Raw genomic sequence first — 18,145 nt, 5'->3', positions numbered from 1 at the left:
TCAGAAATGGCCGTTAAAACTCTTCCCAGTCGTCCTCTGCGGTTGTTGCCACCGGCCGCTTAAGCTCGGGACGTTTGAGAGGCGTTTCTTCTGTCCGTGATGCTGGCTTGGGGCTGGAAAGGGCTAGCTTACGCTGTGGTGTGACCGCGCCACCGCTGCTCAGGGCGGTGTTGTCATCCAGCACGAAGCTACTGATGACCTGCGAGAGCTTCTCGGCCTCCTGGCGCAGCTTCGCTGCCGTGCGAGCGGATTTAGAAACCATGCCGGCGTTTTGCTGGGTCATGGTGTCCATCTCCCCCACGGCAGAGTTGATTTGATGAATCCCGGCACTTTGCTCCTGGGCGCCCGCCGTGATCTCCCCGATGACGGCGTTGACTTCGCTGACACGCGTGAGGATTTCCTTCATCGTCTGCGTTGCACTATCGACGATTTTCTTGCCATGACGAGAATGCTCCACCGAGGCATCGATCAAGCCGCGAATTTCTTTTGAGGAATCCGCGCTGCGTTGGGCCAGCTTGCGCACTTCTTGGGCTACGACGGCGAACCCTCTGCCATGCTCACCGGCGCGGGCGGCTTCCACCGAGGCGTTGAGGGCAAGGATGTTGGTCTGGAAAGCAATCGAGTCGATCATCTCGACGATGTCGCCAATACGTGAAGAGGAATCGTCGATTTTCATCATTGTCTCAACGACCTCGTTCATCGCCACATCGCCCTTGCGCGCAACATCGGCCGTGTTATCGGAAATGCGGCTGGCGGTTGTGGCATGCTCGGCGCTGTGCGACACCGTCGAGGTAATCTCTTCCATCGCGGATGAAGTTTGCTGCAGATTCGCCGCGGCCTGATCGGTACGGGACGCGAGCTCTTCGCTGCTTTGGGAAATGTCCGCCGACGCGCGATCCACCGCCAGCGCTGTGTCCCGCACGTTAACGAGCGTGTGCTGCATATTCGCGAGGAAGCCGTTAAACCGCTCCGAGAGATCGCTAATTTCGTCATTGCCGGCCACCGCAAGACGGCGCGTTAAGTCCCCGTGTCCTTCCGTGACACTTTGGGAAATATCGGTAATGTCGGTCGCGGCGTTACGAATACGCGTCACGATGCGCCGCGTCGACCATAAAACGCCTGCGATCACGAAAAGATTGATTAAGGAGGCAATCACGAACGTCCGTATCAGGTTCTCCTTCAAGTTGGCCGCATACTCCGCTTCGATGGTGGCGATCGTCGCCTCGATATTGTTCGCGTAGACACCCGCACCAATCACCCATTCCCACTCAGGCACCGGTACCACGTAGCTGTACTTGATTTCCTCCTCGCCGGTCACTGGGTGGGGCCAGGCGTACTGATGCTCTCCGCCTCCCTGTTGCGCCACGTCGCGCATATCGCGCAGCGGCTCTCCACCATTGGGGCCTTTTGCATCAAGCATGTACGTGCCTTCCATCGAAGGCATGGGCGGCTGGACGCGCATGATGCCTTCATAGGTGTAGGCAAAAACATAGTTATCCTCATCGAAACGCATACTACGCAAGCGCGTTGCGGCCAGCTCTCGGGCTTCGGCTGTATTACCTTCGGTCTGCATGATGTTGTCGACCAGCGAGCGGGCCATTTGCACCACACCTTCCACGGCTTCTTTGCGCGATTCCAGCAGTTGCTTGCGCTGCTCCGCAACCCGCTCACGGTTATCCCGTACCTGCTCCATGGTAATCAACCCAAGAATGCACCAGCCCGAGATCAGCAATGGAATGATCGCCAGCAGAAGTATCTTTCCCTCAAGGTTGAGAAGCCGACGTTTGTGTGGTGAGCGTGACATTTTTTATCCTTGTCATTGTGAGAAAGCGCTTATTAAATCATTAAATAGTATTAATGACCTACTGTGGTTGCTATGGAAATAACAGCAATACGACAGAAGTAGTGTGCTCTACAGTAGAGACAGGTAAACATTAACGGCTTGCCTTGCTGCGTCCAGCTCGACCGGTTATCGCGTTAAAGATAATTTTGGACGAGACGTGGCTACGACGAGCCGAAGGTCAGCAGGGCGCAGACGCCATTGGCCTGGATAATCGTCTTCAACGCGCCGGTCACAGACCACGTGGGCAAACCGGCCGATGGCTTCTGGCGCGATCTTCAAAGCCCAGAAAGGCGTTGAGTTTTAAGGGGGAAGGATAAAGAAAAGCAGCTGCCAGCTGTCATTCCCGCATGCCCTTAGCGGGAATCCATTTTGGTTTAAGTGCCTTGGCTTCGGCTGAAAAGGTCAAATTGGATTCCCGATAACCCCACTCGGGAATGACGGGGCTGAGGTGTCTCGGGAATGACAGGGTTGAGGTAAGTCTGTAATGATGAGGCTAAGATGGCTCGCCCTTACAGCATATGAGAGGAAATCATGGAAGATTTAAAAGATAACGAGCAGTATCTGGATGCTCATTTCGAAAAGCTGAGCCTGCCTGATGGGCGCTATCGTCATATCGAGTTTGAGGACTGCCGGTTTTCCGACTGTGATTTCTCAGCATCGAAATTCCATCACTGCAAATTCACGAACTGCGTGTTTGAGCGCTGTAATCTGAGTTTGATAGACCTTTCAAGCTCAAAGCTGTTTGCCGTGAATTTTCAAGATAGCAAACTGGTGGGCGTGGACTGGACAAAAGCCAGCTGGCCGATTTACCACCTTGATTTCGAATTGCGTTTTCAGCGTTGTATCCTGAATGATTCCTCGTTCTTTGGGCTTACCCTGAATGCGCTGGTGATAGAAGAATGTAAATCACATGAGGTGGATTTTCGTGAAGGGAATTTCAAAGGCTCAACAATGACCCATAGCGATTTTACCCGCTGCCTGTTCATGCACACCAACCTGCAAAGCGTCGATTTTAGCGACTCGATGGCGTATGCCATCAACATCCTTGAAAATGACGTGAAAGGGGCCAGGTTTTCACGCTATGAAGCCTTGAATCTATTGGAGTGCTTAGGGATAGAGCTGGTCGACTAATCACCGAACTTACATCAGGGAATGGATGCCACCGCTTCTGTTTCGCTTCAACAGATTGAACGCGAGCGTTAATCAATATGCCAATGAACCCCGTCATTCAGGAAGATACCACCGGGTGCGGCATCGCCTCTTGTGCGGTGCTTGCCGGTATTACCTATACGCAGGCGAAAGCCAGGGCCAGCGCCTTAGGGATTGATGTTGAAGACACCGAGCTGTGGTCAGATACTGAGTACGTTCGTAAACTCTTACGTGCGTTAGACGTCAGGGCAGAACCCAAAGAAACCCCTTTTGACACATGGGAAGCGCTTCCTGATAGGGCGCTGCTGGCCATCAAGTGGCGGGTGGAGCAGGGCACACCTTTCTGGCATTGGGTGGTGTTTGTCAGAACCCAGCAGGATGCCGTAGTGCTTGACCCCAAAAAAGCGTTGGCAAACAACATCCGCCGCGACTTCGGACGAATCAAGCCGAAGTGGTTCATTCGAGTAGATTAAGGCTTGGTGGCTATTATGGTCGAGTTTGATTGCCTTCTGTTCTACCTGATCCAAAAGAAACTTAGCCGCTACCTGCAAGACCAATATCATTTTCAAAGCGCTGCAGTTATTCTATGAACTCAGGCTATTTAAGGCGATCCATCAATACTATGGCGAGAAAAACACTCAGTTTGAAGACGAAAAGGCAGCTAGATGCCAAGCCCGCCGACGAAGTTGAAGATCAGTTTCCTAATGATCCCGAAAAACGTTTTTTAAATGGCGTCGCTATTCATCCTTCCCCACGCATCTATTTAGAGCCTGGCTCTAAGCAGCGTACTGTGCGTGCGATGGATCTGATTACGCCCATCGGGATGGGGCAACGCGGGTTGATTGTTGCACCGCCAGGCTCTGGCAAAACGACGATGTTAAAACATATCTGTCAGGCCGTGGCAGAAGCGCATCCTGATATAAAGCTGTATGCCTTGCTGATTGATGAACGCCCTGAAGAAGTGACAGATTTTAAGCGCAGTGTGTCGGCAGAGGTGCATGCATCGTCGTCAGACGAAACCTACACACACCATGTGCGTTTGGCGGATCAGCTTCTTGAGACAGCGCGTAAGCAGGCAGGCGACGGTCATAATGTGATGATTGTGATCGATTCTCTGACGAGGCTCTCGCGCGTTCATAATGCCGAACAGCGGGGCAATGGTCGTACCATGTCGGGTGGGCTGGATTCCCGAGCGATGGAAATACCGCGAAAACTGTTTGGCGCTGCGAGAAAGATCGAAAACGGCGGGTCGCTCACCATTCTGGCCACCGTGCTGGTGGATACGGGAAGCCGCATGGATCAGGTGATTTTCGAGGAGTTCAAGGGCACGGGCAATATGGAACTCGTGTTATCGCGCGACGCGGCAAATCAACGGATTTTCCCTGCGATAGATATCGCTAAAAGCAGTACCCGTCGGGAAGAGCTTTTGATTGATGAAAAAGATATTCAAAAAGTAAGAGCACTGCGTCGAGCGTTGACAAGTCTTAAGCCTGTAGAAGGCGCGCAGAAATTATTTGGGTTATTGGAGAAATATCCCACGAATGCCGAGCTGTTAGATGCGTTTTTACCCGCCTAGTGGTTAGGTGTCGGGGCCCGAGTGATTAATCATTCGGGCCCCGACATTAATGCTTAACGATGGCTTTTTTTAACATGGTTCAGGTTGGAAGCGGGTACGGCTTTTTTAACCGGAAAGCCTGTAACTTCTTTGCGCTCAATAATAGTTTTCAGTCGCCTCTCAATCGCACACAGGTTTTTAAAGTCACTGATGTCGACAAGAGAGATGGCTTCACCTGAGGCACCTGCACGGCCGGTTCGGCCAATGCGATGGATGTACTCTTCTGGCTGAAAAGGTAAATCGTAATTCACCACACGGCTCAGTTCACCAATATCCAACCCCCGAGCGGCCACTCCCGTGGCGACCAGGTATTTCAGTTCGCCAGCTTTGAACTGAGCCAGAATCTTTTCGCGCATGGCCTGGCTTCTGCCGCCATGAATGGAATCGGCTACGATGCCGCGTTTTTCCAGCTGAGCAACAAGCTTGGCTGCACTGTGCTTTTTCTCGACAAAAATAAGTGCCTGATCCCACGCCTGCTCGTTGATCAAGTGACTCAACAAGGCAGATTTGATGTCTTTGTCTACCGTGATTAGCCATTGTTTGATATTAGCGGCGGCGCGGATGTTGGGAGAAATGGATATTTCAGCCGCCAGATCGGTCATCTTGCTATCAGAAAAATCGTAGGCAAGGGCTCGAACGTCGTCGGTCATGGTGGCCGTAAACAACAGGTTCTGACGGATTTCAGGCAGGCGTACGATGATTTTGTGGATATCGTCGACAAAACCCATGTCGACCATTCTGTCCGCTTCGTCCAGTACCATGGCTTCAAGCTCATCAAAGTGCAGTGCGCGCTGATGAGCCAGGTCAAGCAATCTGCCCGGCGTGGCGACCAGAATATCCACCCCTTCGATTAGGCGCTCTTTTTGAGCTTCGGTATCCACACCGCCATACACAGCCATAGAGGTTAAAGGTATATGTTGAGCGTACTGAGCCACACTGGCCTCGACCTGAACCGCTAACTCACGGGTCGGCACGAGAATCAGCGCACGTATGCGTTTGCCGCGTAACGTTTCCGCTTTACTGAAGCGTTCCAACAGAGGCAGCACAAAGGCTGCGGTTTTGCCTGTGCCTGTTTGTGCGGTGGCGATTAAGTCGTTACCCGAAAGAATGGCAGGAATCGCTTGTTCCTGGATGGGCGTTGGCGTTTTGTAACCGAGTTCAGTAATCGCTTGAACAAGAGGGCGGGATAAGCCTAGTTTTGAAAATGGCATTAGGTGCTCAGACAGATGGTCGTAAGGTGTGTCGAAATTAACTATTATGCATTATAACGGAAAAGCAGCCGCTGGTAGCGGTATGGTGCTGGATGATTGTTATTCAGTGCTGGTTGCGGCTCAGATGAATGTCCAGGCCAGTATTCTCGTGATCTTATTTCCCTGCTTCATTTCAATTTCCCTTATATCAACGGCACCGAGCTTGCGAATCAGCTTCTTTGCAGGCTTAACATTATCAGCTTTTGAAACCAGGCTGCTAAACCAGCGGCATTGAGTTGAATAGATTTGGCTTTCTCTGATCAGCTTTTTAAGAAATAGCTGTTCGCCCCCTTTACACCAAAGCTCTGCCCCCATTCCGCCAAAATTCAGCGTGGGAGATCGGGGGTCTGCTTTTTTCTCACCGCGACTACGCGCAAGGTTATTGAGTTTACGCTGGCTACCTTTAAGTGCGTCATCAAGCGAGGCATGAAAGGGTGGGTTGCATACGCTGACGTCAAAAAACTCTCCCGCTTGAATGATGCCTTCAAAAATATGATTTTTATCGTGCTGCATACGCAGCGTGAAACGATCTTTGAGCGTGGGGTTGTTGGCGATAATCGTGGCGATGTTTTCAAGCGACTGCGGGTTAATGTCACTACCGACACACTGCCAGCCGTAAATCTGGCAGGCCAGTAGTGGGTAGATTCCATTGGCTCCGGTGCCGATATCCAGCAGCTTGATGCTGGGCTGTTCATGTCCAAGCCCAACTAAATCCGCCATGTAATGAATGTAGTCGGCTCTGCCCGGAATGGGAGGGCAAAGAGCGCCCTCTGGAATATCCCAATCGATAATGTTGTAGTACCGGCTTAATAACGCGGCGTTGAGCGTTTTTACTGCCAAAGGGTCTGCAAAATCGAGGGAAAGTTCGCCATGAGCGTTTGTTTTTACATGGGGGGCGAGTGCCGGGTGGTTTTTTACGAGAGCCGGAAAATCATAGCCCTGGTTGTGTAGATTCTTGGGGTGCAGGCCTTTGCGAACAGGCTTGGTTCGGTTTTTTTCACGTCGATGGAGGTTGTTCACAGTAATAGGCCTAAGGCTTGGCGTTCAATAGCAGTGGGGTTGGCTTAGTCCGTGATTATAATCTTAATGGTTGTGTTGAGCATACTCGGCAGTTCGCGGATCACCGGTTGCGGCATCGCCTATGCGTCGAGAAACGTCCTTTCCTTTGCGGTGGATGTTAAAGTAGCGCGTGCATTCAACGGATCGCTGACGGTCTGATGATAATGGCTGGTATCTACCTGATGGCAACGGCTTAATGGCACGAATGACGTTAACGCCTTCAAGGCGATGCGTATTTGTGTTTTTCTTAATAGAGGAAAGGCGTTAGTAATGATTAACACCAAGATATACAAAGCGGTTTACGAGCTGGCTGAGAAGCTGATGAAAGCCGCCGCTAAAGATGATAGAGAGACTTTCGACGCCCTCTATGCCGATTTGAATGCTATCTGCATCGATAACGAAAATACCGATAAAGATCACCCGGAGCAGTGGGAAACGCTGGCTGACTTCACGGAAGAGATTGATGACGCCCTGGCTGGCTACCAAAAAGCCCTGGAAAAAGCGGCTGCCATCAATTCAAAAGATCATCTGTCATCCATTGGTTATTCCATGGCGAAGCTGCAGGTTGAGGTAGGTCAGACTGACGCCGCTATCAAAAACCTTCAAAATGCTAAAGTCAGCGCCAACAAAATCGAAGATAATGAGTTGAAAGCAGAGATAGATCAGCTGCTCGAAAAGCTAACCTCCGATCAGGACCCAGATTTTGACCAATAACGATATTTTTCGCCGTATTCGCTACACCTTTGATTTAAAAGACAACACCATCGTGAAAATCTTCGAGCTGGCAGAGGTCAACGTGACTCAGGCGCAGGTGACTGCCTGGTTAAAGAAAGATGAAGATGACGACTTTGTCAGCATGAAGAATAAAGAGCTGGCGTCGTTTTTAAATGGTTTCATCAGCTTTAAACGGGGTAAGCGCGAAGGTCCGCAGCCTGCGCCGGAAGCGCAGTTGAACAATAATATGGTGTTCCAGAAGCTGCGCATCGCGCTGAATTTAAAAGCGGATGATGTTCTGGAAGTGTTTGAGCTGGTGGGCCTGCCATTAAGCCATCATGAACTCAGTGCGTTTTTCCGCAAGCCCAGTCATAAGAATTACCGTGAGTGCAAAGATCAAATGCTGCGCAATTTTTTACTCGGGATTCAACGCCAGCTTCGGCCCGGCGATAATGGCTAAATCTGCTGTGTTGGCGCTTCACACTCGAAGATTGCATTGCCTGTAATGGTATTCTAGGGGGGGGCCTCGTAATTGTGCTCAAACACGTGCACCTCGAAGTAGGGTTCCAGCAGGGTGAATGGGTTCACTAAAGCTGACAGTTACTATGGGGTGCTCGTCGTTCCAAACATGGGTGGCGCCTGCGTTGGTTTTTTCGCTGCTGCTAGCTTTCACTTTTTGCTGTGTTTATTGCTTGACGGCAACGCAAGTCAGTGGCGCACGCCAAGGTATTACGATATCTGATCGGCAAAATCGTGGTTAGTGTCGCGGTGGCCAGCTTCATCGGCTCGAACAGCGACGACCACTTCGCGCAATCGTGCATCCTGTGGCAGGTTCCAATAGTCAATGGCGATCTGCGGCGCAGGCACGTTCTCATATTCGCCGCTGTCGATACCTTCGAGGTATTCGGTATAGCTATACACCGCTTCTTCTTCTAAATAACCGACAACTCGGTGAGCCGTTTTACTTGAGCATAGGTAAAGCAGGAAAAAGAGGTTATAGAACACACCTTGTGCCACCATGATGATGAATCGCTCGAGGCGGTTCGGTTTCGCGATCTCAATAAACGTCATTAAGTGCATACGTTCATTTTCAGCTTCATCTAGCAGTGTGCGAATCCAACCATCATCATCTTTAATGCGCCTTATTGAATGCAGGTGTTGAATAGCCCCTCCTACCATGCCGGGTACAGCGGCGACAGTTTCTAAAATGACCGCTCTGTGGCCATAACGACCTGCAAAAAACACATCTGCAAAAAAGCGCATGAACCGCACTAAACGGTACGCGATGCGATCAGAAAGCCCACGTGGCTGGTAATGCGTCTGTTTCGTATCGGTTTCATGATGGGGGTGGTCTTTGGTGGTGCGCATCATTGTGCTCCATATCCAAGATGTTATAGCAGTACGACTTCTGTATAAGAGTGTGGTTCACCTTGTCAGGTTCAACAGTTAAAGACTAGTGCTTATTTATGGCAAGCACCCAGGAGTGCTACGTTGAATGAGGTGTCGGCGAGAGTCCTTGGTTATTTGCAGGCTCTTCGAAATATAGGTTTTGTTAAACAGGGTGGCATGGAGGCGGTCTCTAGTGTGGAGAAGTCGTTGGTACAGACAGCTAGACAATCGTTCAAGGGAGGTAAGCGTGACAATCTGCCATACGCAGCGACTGTTGATACGGACGTTAAGTCTTAACGACGTTCCCGAACTGACCGGAATGCTCAGCGACCCTGACGTCATGCAATTTTCGGTTCACGGGGTTTGTGACGAGGCGGCCACTCGGCGGTTTATCGAAAGGTGTATGGCGTGTTATGCCGATGATGGTTTCGGGCCGTGGGCATTAGTGGAAAAAGACACCGACCAGTTGGTGGGGTTTTGTGGTATCAGCGCCGAAAAGGTGAATGGTGTTGAGGAAATGAGCCTAGGCTATCGGCTTGCCAGACGCTACTGGCGCAAAGGCCTGGCATCGGAGGCGGTGAAAGCGGTGCTTGGCGTTGCCTTGAGTCAAGCGCTGACGCCGTCTGTGGTTGTCATTATTGAACCCGAGAACATGGCGTCTCTCAAGGTGGCCGAAGCCGCCGGATTTCGCGAGTTCGAGGTTCTCGAATTCCATGACCGCCAAGTGAGGGTATACCGGTTAACGTTGCAACAGTGGGCATTGCACAACAATGCTGCGACATTGGCAGGTATTTGAAAAAAGGCGCTCACGGGGTTAACCGCTTGTTGAAAGCTGAGATCGACGCCATGCGCTGGGTGTGGCGTTTTCCTGGCGGGCCCAGATGCGCCTTAGCTGTCGTTCATCACCGAACCCCGACGCTTCGGCGATACGCCCAAGGGGCCAGCTTGTCTCGGTCATCAACGTTTTGGCGCGCTGCAGGCGCAGCCCTGTAATATATTCGCCTACCACCATGCCGGTCAGGCTTTTGAATCGCCGCCGGAAATGGCGTTCACTCATGGCAGCCTGTGCCGCTAGCGTTTCGATGCGCCAGGTTTGCGAGGGGGCCGCACAGATTGCATCCTGAACGCGATGTAGCCGTTCATCCACATGATTGCGGCCTTCAAGCCAGGCGCCTAACTGAGGTTCCTGCCCGCTGCGCCTAAGATACAGCACCATCTCCCGTGCTACTGCCAAGGCCAGCGAGTGGCCGCAAACGCGGGTCAGCCAGAACAGCATGGTATCAATTCCCGTTGAGATCCCCGCGCTGGTCAAGTAGCGGCCATCTTCAATAAAAATACAGTCGCTTTGTACTCTGGCTTTGGGGGCTCTGGCCCGCAGTTGTTCGATTAGCGCGTGGTGGGTCGTGCAGCGTCGGCCCTCCAGTAGCCCTGCGTCAGCGAGCAATAACGTGCCGGAACACACCGTCATCAGCGTATCGGCAAACTGCGCGTTAGCCTTGAGCCAGCCGACACATTCCTGCTGCGCCATGAGGTCAAGGCGATTGCGATACTGCCCTGGGATCAGCAATAGATGCTGATAGGGCAGCTGTTCAGGTAGCGGGTCAATTCCACTAAGCGTCAGCGGCCCCAACCATTGCATGGCCGACGCTGGGCCGATGTAGCGCACCTCAACGTCTACTGAAAGCCGGTCTGCGCACTGCAAAACCTGGAGAGGGCCTATCAGATCAAGCGGCACCTGGCCTGGCATCATCAATACCGCTACCCGCAAGGTGTTGCCGCGCTGGGATAGCGGCTGGCTATTTAGCTGTTCATCACTCACGCGTTGTTTGCCATTCGTTAATCAAATCCTGTGTCAGGATAATACGCGCAAAGCGGTCTTCAAGGACTAATTCTGTGCGTGCCTTGATATCTTCCGATGACCAGGTGATTCCCTGGCGCGTCATGGGAAACGTCAGGGTTGCATCGCTGACAAAATCGACCTTAAAACCGAGATCAGACGCGATGCGGGCAGTTGTTTCACAGCATTGTTCGGTACGAATGCCGCTAATGGCAAGCCGTGTAATGCCCCGTTCGCGCAGCCAGTTTTCAAGCTGGGTATAGCTGAAAGCATTGTGGGCACGTTTATGGAAAGTTACCGCTGCCTTATCGTCAAAACCTTCAAGCGGGTGAATCAGGCCAAATTCAGGGTCAAAAGGCCCTTGGCTGCCTGGTTCTTCGTGAAAAATGCGTACCATTGGTATACCGTTTTTTTGCGCTGTATTCAGCAGTGCGCGCTGCTTAGGACGCCATGCTTGCGCCAGAGACTCTAGCCAGTAATCGCGCGCGGGAAAGGAGGCTTGAACGTCAATTAAAAGTAAAGCGGTGTTAGAAAGGGGCATGGTACGCCTCGTTGTGCTGGAATGAGGCGACAGATTAGCGGTTACAACATTCCCTAACGACGCATTTCGCGGCCTGAAAGCGGACATTTTCGGCCCAAAGCATGGGGCGTTGAACAAAACGTCAACAGACTCTAATGTTGTATCTCCTGTGGCAATTGAAGACAGACTCAGCGTTCAATGGCTATGATAAGGTTGCTTCAGGCTCTGGCCACTCAGTGGCGGAGACTTTCATAACGCCGGATGAATGTAGACGATGCCCTTGATTGCTAACACGCCCGAACCGCCTTACTACGCCGTTATTTTTACGTCTCAGCGGACTGATATAGATGATAACGGCTATAACGAAATGGCTGCCCGAATGGTTGAACTTGCCGCCCGGCAGCCAGGGTTTCTAGGGGTTGAATCGGCCCGTGAGGAAGTCGGTGTCACGGTTTCCTACTGGGCCGATGTCGCGTCGATTAAAGCGTGGAAAGCTCACGCTGAACATCAGGAAGCCCAGCGCTTGGGGCATCAGCAGTGGTACCAGCATTTTAAAACACGTATTGCCAGGGTGGAGCGCGATTACGGGATATGAACAACACGTCATCTGGGTCTCAATCATCAAGCCTTCATCCGCCGCCTGTTTTCTGGCGCGATGCTCGTCTGCCTTACGTTGAGCTGCGAAAAATCAGTGACGCAAGGCAGGTTTGTTATGCGCCGCATAGCCACGTTGAGTGGTCGGTGGGAGCGGTGACCTCTGGCAGAAGTACGTTTTGCTATCGAGAATCGACGTACGCTATCCGCGCGGGGGATCTGGTGATGATGAATCCTGACTGGGTGCATGCATGCAATCCGGTTGAGAACCAGCCCTGGGCCTATCTGATGCTGTATGTAGATGCGCAATGGCTGGCGGGCTTGCGCTATCAGATCGGCGTTCTGGAGACGCCTAGCTGGGTAGATATCGAGACAGCGGTGATTTCAACCCCAGCCTTATATGCCCACTATTGTGATATGGCAGCGTGCCTCTTGGATCAGCAGCGCTCGATTTCAGAAAAGCACACGGCGCTCACCGGGTTTCTCACTACACTGATGTTGGCGTTAGCGCATGAAACCCGCGCTTCCCGCCCCCAGCCGCCGGAGGGCTTGCGCGCTGCTGCCGCGTACTTGGAGGTAAACGCCGCGGTTGATGTTTCCCTCGATACGCTGTGTCAGTTAACCGGTTACAGCGCCGGGCATCTTATTCGTGCGTTCAAGCAGCATTATGGCCTGACACCCCACGCCTACCTGATTAATCGACGTGTCCAGCTGGGGCAACGGGCGCTTAAACAGGGTGAGTCGATTGCTGATTCCGCCCTGTTGGCCGGTTTTAATGATCAACCTCATTTTCAGCGCACGTTTAAGCGCCTGGTAGCCGCGACGCCTAATCAATACCGTCGGCCACTATCGAAACACCAGGAATAAACTGCTCGCCAGCAGGCAGATAGCCAGAAAACGATTAATGGTCAGTAAAATAAATGGCCGATTGATGTAACGCTTCAGAAAAGCACCGGCATAGACCCAGCTAGCCAGAGACAGCCAGCAGATTGGCAAGTAAACCAGGGCAAATAGCCACAGCTGATGAGGGTCATTACCACTGGTGTAGGCACCGATGCCGGAGGCTGATGCCAGCCACGCTTTCGGGTTTAACCACTGCATCATGGCGCCGGTGATAAAGCCAGGCGGTTTATCGGTGCTCTGGCCATGAATCGAGCCGTCATGTCGGAAGAGTTGGTAGCTTAAATAGAGCAGGAAAAGCATGCCTGCCCAGCGTAACGCCTCTTCCAGCACTGGCATGAGCTGCAGCAGTGAATACAGTCCCGCCCCGATTGCCAGAAAAAGCGCTATAAAGCCTAACGTTGCACCAGTCACGAAGGTTAACCCTTTTGCGATGGGGTAATCCGTGCCGCTACTCAGGCACACAATATTGACCGGGCCAGGGGAAATAGACGCCGCCAGTGCAAACGCAGACATGGGTAACAGTAGTGAAACGCTCATTATCATTCTCCTGAAGGGGAGCGTCAGTTTGCAGTAGCGTCTCAACGGCGTATTGAACAAAATTGAGATACCGCGCCATTGCGCAAGATTCGGGTGTGCGTGATGGCACGGGCTGGTTAAGCTTGGTGAATGCGGTGTTTCGATAAGCTCTGATGAGAACCGGTTTATGAATGATTATGCGCGTATTGAAAAAGCGATGGCCTATATGGTGGCGAATGCCGCTGATCAGCCATGTCTGGATGACGTGGCGGCGCAGGTGCATTTGAGTGCTTACCATTTTCAGCGCATATTCTGCCGTTATGCGGGGATCAGCCCCAAGCGTTTTTTACAGGCGCTGACGCTGGAGAGAGGCAAGCAACTGATTGCCTCGGCGGAAAGCCTGGCCACGACCGCGCATTCGTTGGGGCTGAGCGGTAGCTCGCGTCTTTATGATCACTTTGTGCAGCTGGAAGCGGTGACACCGGGTGAATTCAAGCGCCAGGGGGAGGGGGTTGACATTGCCTACGGCGTGCATCCCACGCCTTTTGGTGAGGTGCTGGTGGCGATGACACCAAGGGGAATCTGCCGAATGGCCTTTGTGGCGGCTGGCAATCAGGCGTCGCTGTTGGAGCAACTTGGCAAACAGTGGCCGCGCAGCACGCTAAACCACCGGCCTGAGGCCACCCGCTATGTGGTGGATGCCTTGTTTCTGAAAACGTCTCAAACGCCGTCGGCGTCAACACTCCCCGTATTGCCGCTACACGTAAGCGGCACCAACTTCCAGATCGCCGTATGGCGAGCACTGCTGACGATTCCGGATGGGCATCTGGCAAGTTACTCGCAGATAGCCCAAGCACTGGGCATGCCAAAATCCTCTCGTGCTGTTGGCAATGCCGTAGGGGCTAACCCGATTGCACTGTGGATCCCCTGCCACCGTGTGATTCAGCAAAGCGGTGCGCTAGGCGGCTATCGCTGGGGCGTTGAAACCAAACAGCAGGTACAGGCGTGGGAGGCTGCCCAGCATTCCCCTTTGCTCGCCGACTGTTCATAAAACGTCAATAGACCCTAGTGCCCAAACACCGACCAGCCGGTGTGCTGGACAAACATTTCCAGTGCACGCGTGCCGAGCAGGCTATTGCCATAATGATCCAGCCCCGGCGACCATACGGCCAGCGAACCGCGGCCGGGTGCAACTGCCAGAATACCGCCGCCAACGCCACTTTTGCCCGGTAAACCCACGCGGAACGCAAACTCCCCGGAGGCATCATAGTGGCCGCACATCATCATCAGCGAGTTGATCCGGCGGGCGCGCTGGGGCGATACCACACGTAAATCGCTGGGCTGATTGACGCCATCGGAGGCCAGAAACAATCCGGCGTGAGCCAACTGGTCGCAGCTCATGGCAATCGCGCACTGGTGGAAATAGGTGCCGAGCACTTTGTCGACATCGTGGCGCAGACGGCCAAAGGCTTTCATGAAATGCGCCAGCGAGGCGTTGCGGTCTTTGTGCTGCATCTCGGACGCGGCGACCTGATGGTCAAAACAGATACTGTTATCGTCGGCGATGTAGCGCACAAAACTGAGAATTTCTGCCAGGGTCTCTTTGGGCTCGTGGCCCATCATGATGGCATCAACAATGGCAATCGCCCCGGCATTAATAAAGGGGTTGCGCGGCTTTCCGCCCTCGTGTTCAAGCTGCACGATGGAATTGAACGGGTCGCCGGAAGGCTCACGCCCAACCTTTGACCACAGCCCGTCTCCCCATTTGCCTAGCGCAATGGTCAGGGTGAAGACCTTGGAGATGCTCTGGATCGAGAAGGGGGTGGAGGCGCAGCCCGCCGAGAAGCGTTGGCCATCTACCGTGGCCAGGCTGATGGCGAATCGGCTGGGGTCTACATGGGCTAGCTGAGGAATGTAGTCAGCTACTTTGCCCCGCTCGGTTTCAAGGGCAAGTTCGGCGGCAATGTCGTTGAGTAATTCTTGCATTAAATACGGGTTCGTTTGGCAGCGTAAAGCGTTACCCTAGCGGAAAAGATTCGGGTTGTCTGCCACGTGCGCTGGTTAGTGAATCCGGTTCTGTGCCTTTTCGCTCTTGTTTGCACAGGTTGGAGCGGTCAGGTAAATCCTTGAAGGTATTTAATATTACATTTGTGTACCATGAAACACTATTAGACTACCGCAGTGCCGACTATTACGGAGACTTCCCCATGCCTCGTTCTGAAATCAGCTATGAAGAGGTGGCGCGCGCCGCCGCTATGTTGGTCGAGCGTGGTTTTACCCCCTCCATCCAACGGATTCAAGGAGAATTGGGCGCTGGCAGCCCAAATTTAATCCATGGTCATCTACGTGCTTGGAAAATAGCTCAACAGCCGGCTGAACGTGAACCCGTGCACTTACCCGAGGCATTGCTGCGTGCATTTGTCGATGAGATTGAGCGACAAGTATCAAAGGTGCGTCTCGAGGCGGAAGCACACGTTGAAGAGGCACTGGAGGCGGCTGATACTCTTGCAGAAAACGGCCATGAGCTTGAAGTCAAGACGGAGCAATTTCGCTCACTCGCCACACGTCTGGAAGGTGAGTGCGATAAGGTTAGTCTTGAGCGTAACGAAGCCGTTATGGAAGTTGAGCGTTTGCGCAAGGCATTAAACGATGAGCGTAACCAAGCTAAAAAAACGCAAGAGTCACTTGTGCAAGCTCAGGAGCGTATCAGCTTACTTGTTGAAGAGCGCGATAAATACCGTCAGGAAAGTATGGAAAACCAGCGTGCACTTCAGGTTACAAGACGCTTGCAACTCGCTGCAGAGAGAGCCAGAGCCGTTGCTGAAACCAAGCAGGCAGCGGCTGAGCATAATGTTATTGAACAGCGAGAGGCTTTGAAGGCTGAACGCCAAGCCCGTCGGCTTGATGCCGATACAGTACGCAAAGATATTGCACTAACGCACAGCGAATGGAAGGAGCGCTTGGCGGTATTGGAACAGAAGGTGCAGAAAGCTGAGCAGCGAACGGTTGCCGCAGAACGAGAGCGTTCAAAGCTTGATATCCAACTCAAAGCACTGAAAAGTCAGGATGGTGTAAGGTCTCCTGGCAAACGCCGTATGGAACGTAATGAGTAAACGCTGACGCTACGCTTATCAGCGGTGATCAAGGGCCTCTGATGTTTCCCAGGATGCGTCAGAGGCCTTTGTGCCGTTGCGCCACCTGCGTTCGCCCGCTAAAGTTTGGCGCAATTTCGCAGGATGAGTGCCGATGACCACATTGATGATTCAGGGAACCACCTCTGACGCAGGTAAAAGTACGGTGGTTGCCGGGCTGTGCCGAGTATTAAAACGCCGGGGTGTCTGTGTGGCACCGTTCAAGCCCCAGAATATGGCGCTGAATAGTGCCGTTACCAGCGATGGCGGCGAAATAGGCCGCTCAACCGCGCTGCAGGCCCAGGCGGCCGATGTGGCGCCGCATAGTGATATGAATCCGGTGCTGTTAAAGCCGGAAAGCGACCGAGGCGCTCAGGTGATTCTGCGCGGCAAGGTGCATGGTCATATGGATGCACTGGACTACCATGCCTATAAGCGCACCGCCAAAGACACGGTTATGGCGGCATGGCAAGCGCTGGAAAGCCGCTTTGATGTGATCATTGCTGAAGGTGCAGGCAGCCCGGCCGAGGTGAATCTGCGTGAGGGTGATATCGCCAATATGGGCTTTGCCGAAGCCGCCGACTGTCCTGTGCTGCTGGTAGGGGATATTGACCGTGGCGGTGTCTTTGCTCAACTGGTTGGCACGCTGGCGCTCTTAAGTGATAGCGAACAGGCCCGCACACTAGGGTTCATTATTAACCGTTTTCGCGGCGATATTACCCTGCTGGAGCCGGGTCTTGAGTGGTTAGAGGCGCGCACCGGCAAGCCGGTGCTGGGCACCTTGCCGTATCTGCAGGGCCTGTTGCTGGATGCTGAAGACAGCATCGGTGAGGTACACGCTGAAAAGCGCGAGCACACGCTGAACGTGGTGGTCCCTGCGCTGCCGCGCATCAGTAATCATACGGATTTTGACCCGCTACGCCTGCATCCCCAAGTGTCATTGACCTTTGTGGGGCCAGACCAGTCAATACCACCTGCCGATGTAATCATTCTCCCCGGTAGTAAAAGCACCGCCAGCGATCTGACATGGCTGAAGCAGCAGGGCTGGGACGCCGTTATCGCCCGGCACCTTCGCTATGGCGGCACCGTGCTGGGAATCTGTGGCGGCTTTCAGATGCTGGGCGAGTGGGTGGATGACCCTGATGGACTGGAAGGTCCATCAGGAAAAGTTGCAGGCTTGGGGCACTTGGCGATGTCCACCCGCATGGTGCCAGGCAAGCAGCTACGCAATGTCAGCGGTGTGACAGCGGCAGAGCGGGCAACGGTGGCTGGGTACGAAATTCATAACGGCGTCAGCGAAGGGGCTGCACTCAACCAGCCATTGTTTGATCTGGGTGGCCGGTTTGACGGCGCCATCAGCGACGATGGCCAGGTGTTAGGCACCTATCTGCACGGCCTGTTTGATCACCCCGAGGCCTGCCAGGCACTGCTTACGCGGTTAGGACTGGCATCAGCTGCGCCCGTCGATTACCGTGCCCACCGAGAGCAGGCGCTGGAGCGTTTGGCTGACACCCTGGAAGCGCATCTGGATATTGATGCCATTCTAGTAATGTTAAAAGCGCATGGTGCTTTTCAATGATTCCCCTTGATGCTTGCCCGTTTTAGGCGTGGCTGAACATCCTGAT

Annotated in this window: 19 protein-coding genes; 11 read left to right on the top strand and 8 right to left on the bottom strand. The window is 53.2% G+C overall.

Features of this window, described 5'->3' with window-relative positions; translation table 11 throughout:
- Positions 1-13: 13 nt before the first annotated feature.
- Positions 14-1,804, bottom strand: coding sequence for a methyl-accepting chemotaxis protein (locus ACU6TU_RS09545; protein ID WP_447141208.1), 1,791 nt, complete (start codon positions 1,802-1,804; stop codon positions 14-16).
- A 570-nt stretch (positions 1,805-2,374) separates the two neighbouring features.
- Between ACU6TU_RS09545 and ACU6TU_RS09540 the strand changes: the two genes are divergently transcribed.
- The 3 genes from ACU6TU_RS09540 to rho all read left to right on the top strand — a co-directional run bounded on the left by ACU6TU_RS09540 (position 2,375) and on the right by rho (position 4,568).
- Complete coding sequence (locus ACU6TU_RS09540; RefSeq protein ID WP_447141207.1) at positions 2,375-2,974, top strand: pentapeptide repeat-containing protein; 600 nt, start codon at positions 2,375-2,377, stop codon at positions 2,972-2,974.
- Between the two features lie 83 nt (positions 2,975-3,057).
- A complete protein-coding gene (locus ACU6TU_RS09535; protein ID WP_447144217.1) occupies positions 3,058-3,465 on the top strand; it encodes a hypothetical protein in 408 nt (135 codons plus the stop codon).
- Positions 3,466-3,614: 149 nt separating this feature from the next.
- A complete protein-coding gene (rho, locus tag ACU6TU_RS09530; protein WP_447144216.1) occupies positions 3,615-4,568 on the top strand; it encodes a transcription termination factor Rho in 954 nt (317 codons plus the stop codon).
- A 53-nt stretch (positions 4,569-4,621) separates the two neighbouring features.
- Here the strand turns inward: rho and ACU6TU_RS09525 are convergent, their stop codons facing one another.
- Positions 4,622-5,818, bottom strand: coding sequence for a DEAD/DEAH box helicase (locus tag ACU6TU_RS09525; RefSeq protein ID WP_447141206.1), 1,197 nt, complete (start codon positions 5,816-5,818; stop codon positions 4,622-4,624).
- 120 nt (positions 5,819-5,938) lie between these two features.
- The gene (rlmF, locus tag ACU6TU_RS09520; protein WP_447141205.1) at positions 5,939-6,877 is read right to left on the bottom strand and encodes a 23S rRNA (adenine(1618)-N(6))-methyltransferase RlmF; all 939 of its coding nucleotides are present in this window, start codon (positions 6,875-6,877) and stop codon (positions 5,939-5,941) included.
- A 309-nt stretch (positions 6,878-7,186) separates the two neighbouring features.
- Between rlmF and ACU6TU_RS09515 the strand changes: the two genes are divergently transcribed.
- Entirely contained in the window at positions 7,187-7,630 is a 444-nt protein-coding gene (locus ACU6TU_RS09515) for a tetratricopeptide repeat protein (RefSeq protein ID WP_447141204.1), read from the top strand.
- Complete coding sequence (locus ACU6TU_RS09510; RefSeq protein WP_447141203.1) at positions 7,620-8,090, top strand: DUF1456 family protein; 471 nt, start codon at positions 7,620-7,622, stop codon at positions 8,088-8,090. The genes ACU6TU_RS09515 and ACU6TU_RS09510 overlap by 11 nt, the downstream gene beginning before the upstream one ends.
- Positions 8,091-8,359: 269 nt before the next feature.
- Here ACU6TU_RS09510 and ACU6TU_RS09505 read toward each other — a convergent pair whose 3' ends face one another.
- Positions 8,360-9,001, bottom strand: a complete 642-nt coding sequence (locus tag ACU6TU_RS09505; protein ID WP_447141202.1) for an alternative oxidase — start codon at positions 8,999-9,001, stop codon at positions 8,360-8,362.
- A 265-nt stretch (positions 9,002-9,266) separates the two neighbouring features.
- Here ACU6TU_RS09505 and ACU6TU_RS09500 point away from each other — a divergent pair, with 265 nt between their 5' ends.
- Positions 9,267-9,815 (top strand): GNAT family N-acetyltransferase, encoded by a 549-nt coding sequence (locus tag ACU6TU_RS09500; RefSeq protein ID WP_447141201.1) that lies wholly within the window; start codon positions 9,267-9,269, stop codon positions 9,813-9,815.
- A gap of 18 nt (positions 9,816-9,833) precedes the next feature.
- Here ACU6TU_RS09500 and ACU6TU_RS09495 read toward each other — a convergent pair whose 3' ends face one another.
- Together ACU6TU_RS09495 and ACU6TU_RS09490 are read right to left on the bottom strand one after the other, a co-directional pair.
- A complete protein-coding gene (locus tag ACU6TU_RS09495; protein WP_447141200.1) occupies positions 9,834-10,838 on the bottom strand; it encodes a GlxA family transcriptional regulator in 1,005 nt (334 codons plus the stop codon).
- On the bottom strand, positions 10,831-11,397 hold the full coding sequence (locus ACU6TU_RS09490; protein ID WP_447141199.1) for an isochorismatase family protein: 567 nt from the start codon (positions 11,395-11,397) through the stop codon (positions 10,831-10,833). Before ACU6TU_RS09490 ends, ACU6TU_RS09495 begins: the two co-directional genes overlap by 8 nt.
- 253 nt (positions 11,398-11,650) lie before the next feature.
- Between ACU6TU_RS09490 and ACU6TU_RS09485 the strand changes: the two genes are divergently transcribed.
- Positions 11,651-11,971 carry an antibiotic biosynthesis monooxygenase family protein gene (locus ACU6TU_RS09485; protein WP_447141198.1) on the top strand — a complete coding sequence of 107 codons (321 nt, stop codon included), beginning with the start codon at positions 11,651-11,653 and terminating at the stop codon, positions 11,969-11,971.
- Positions 11,968-12,837 carry a helix-turn-helix domain-containing protein gene (locus ACU6TU_RS09480; RefSeq protein WP_447141197.1) on the top strand — a complete coding sequence of 290 codons (870 nt, stop codon included), beginning with the start codon at positions 11,968-11,970 and terminating at the stop codon, positions 12,835-12,837. Before ACU6TU_RS09485 ends, ACU6TU_RS09480 begins: the two co-directional genes overlap by 4 nt.
- Here ACU6TU_RS09480 and ACU6TU_RS09475 read toward each other — a convergent pair.
- The gene (locus tag ACU6TU_RS09475; protein WP_447141196.1) at positions 12,817-13,410 is read right to left on the bottom strand and encodes a LysE family translocator; all 594 of its coding nucleotides are present in this window, start codon (positions 13,408-13,410) and stop codon (positions 12,817-12,819) included. The genes ACU6TU_RS09480 and ACU6TU_RS09475 overlap by 21 nt on opposite strands.
- Positions 13,411-13,576: 166 nt before the next feature.
- On the opposite strand from ACU6TU_RS09475, the gene ACU6TU_RS09470 reads away from it, so the two are divergent.
- Complete coding sequence (locus tag ACU6TU_RS09470; protein WP_447141195.1) at positions 13,577-14,440, top strand: bifunctional transcriptional activator/DNA repair enzyme AdaA; 864 nt, start codon at positions 13,577-13,579, stop codon at positions 14,438-14,440.
- Positions 14,441-14,454: 14 nt separating this feature from the next.
- Here ACU6TU_RS09470 and ACU6TU_RS09465 read toward each other — a convergent pair whose 3' ends face one another.
- A complete protein-coding gene (locus ACU6TU_RS09465) occupies positions 14,455-15,375 on the bottom strand; it encodes a glutaminase (RefSeq protein WP_447141194.1) in 921 nt (306 codons plus the stop codon).
- Positions 15,376-15,596: 221 nt separating this feature from the next.
- On the opposite strand from ACU6TU_RS09465, the gene ACU6TU_RS09460 reads away from it, so the two are divergent.
- Together ACU6TU_RS09460 and ACU6TU_RS09455 are read left to right on the top strand one after the other, a co-directional pair.
- Positions 15,597-16,502: a DNA-binding protein gene (locus tag ACU6TU_RS09460; RefSeq protein WP_447141193.1), complete on the top strand. Its 906-nt coding sequence runs from the start codon at positions 15,597-15,599 to the stop codon at positions 16,500-16,502.
- Positions 16,503-16,635: 133 nt separating this feature from the next.
- On the top strand, positions 16,636-18,099 hold the full coding sequence (locus ACU6TU_RS09455) for a cobyric acid synthase (RefSeq protein ID WP_447141192.1): 1,464 nt from the start codon (positions 16,636-16,638) through the stop codon (positions 18,097-18,099).
- Positions 18,100-18,145: the final 46 nt, after the last annotated feature.

This window comes from Halomonas sp. LS-001, assembly GCF_052983955.1.
Note: the sequence above shows the minus strand (reverse complement) of the source record. Positions and strands in the feature narration are given on the sequence as shown.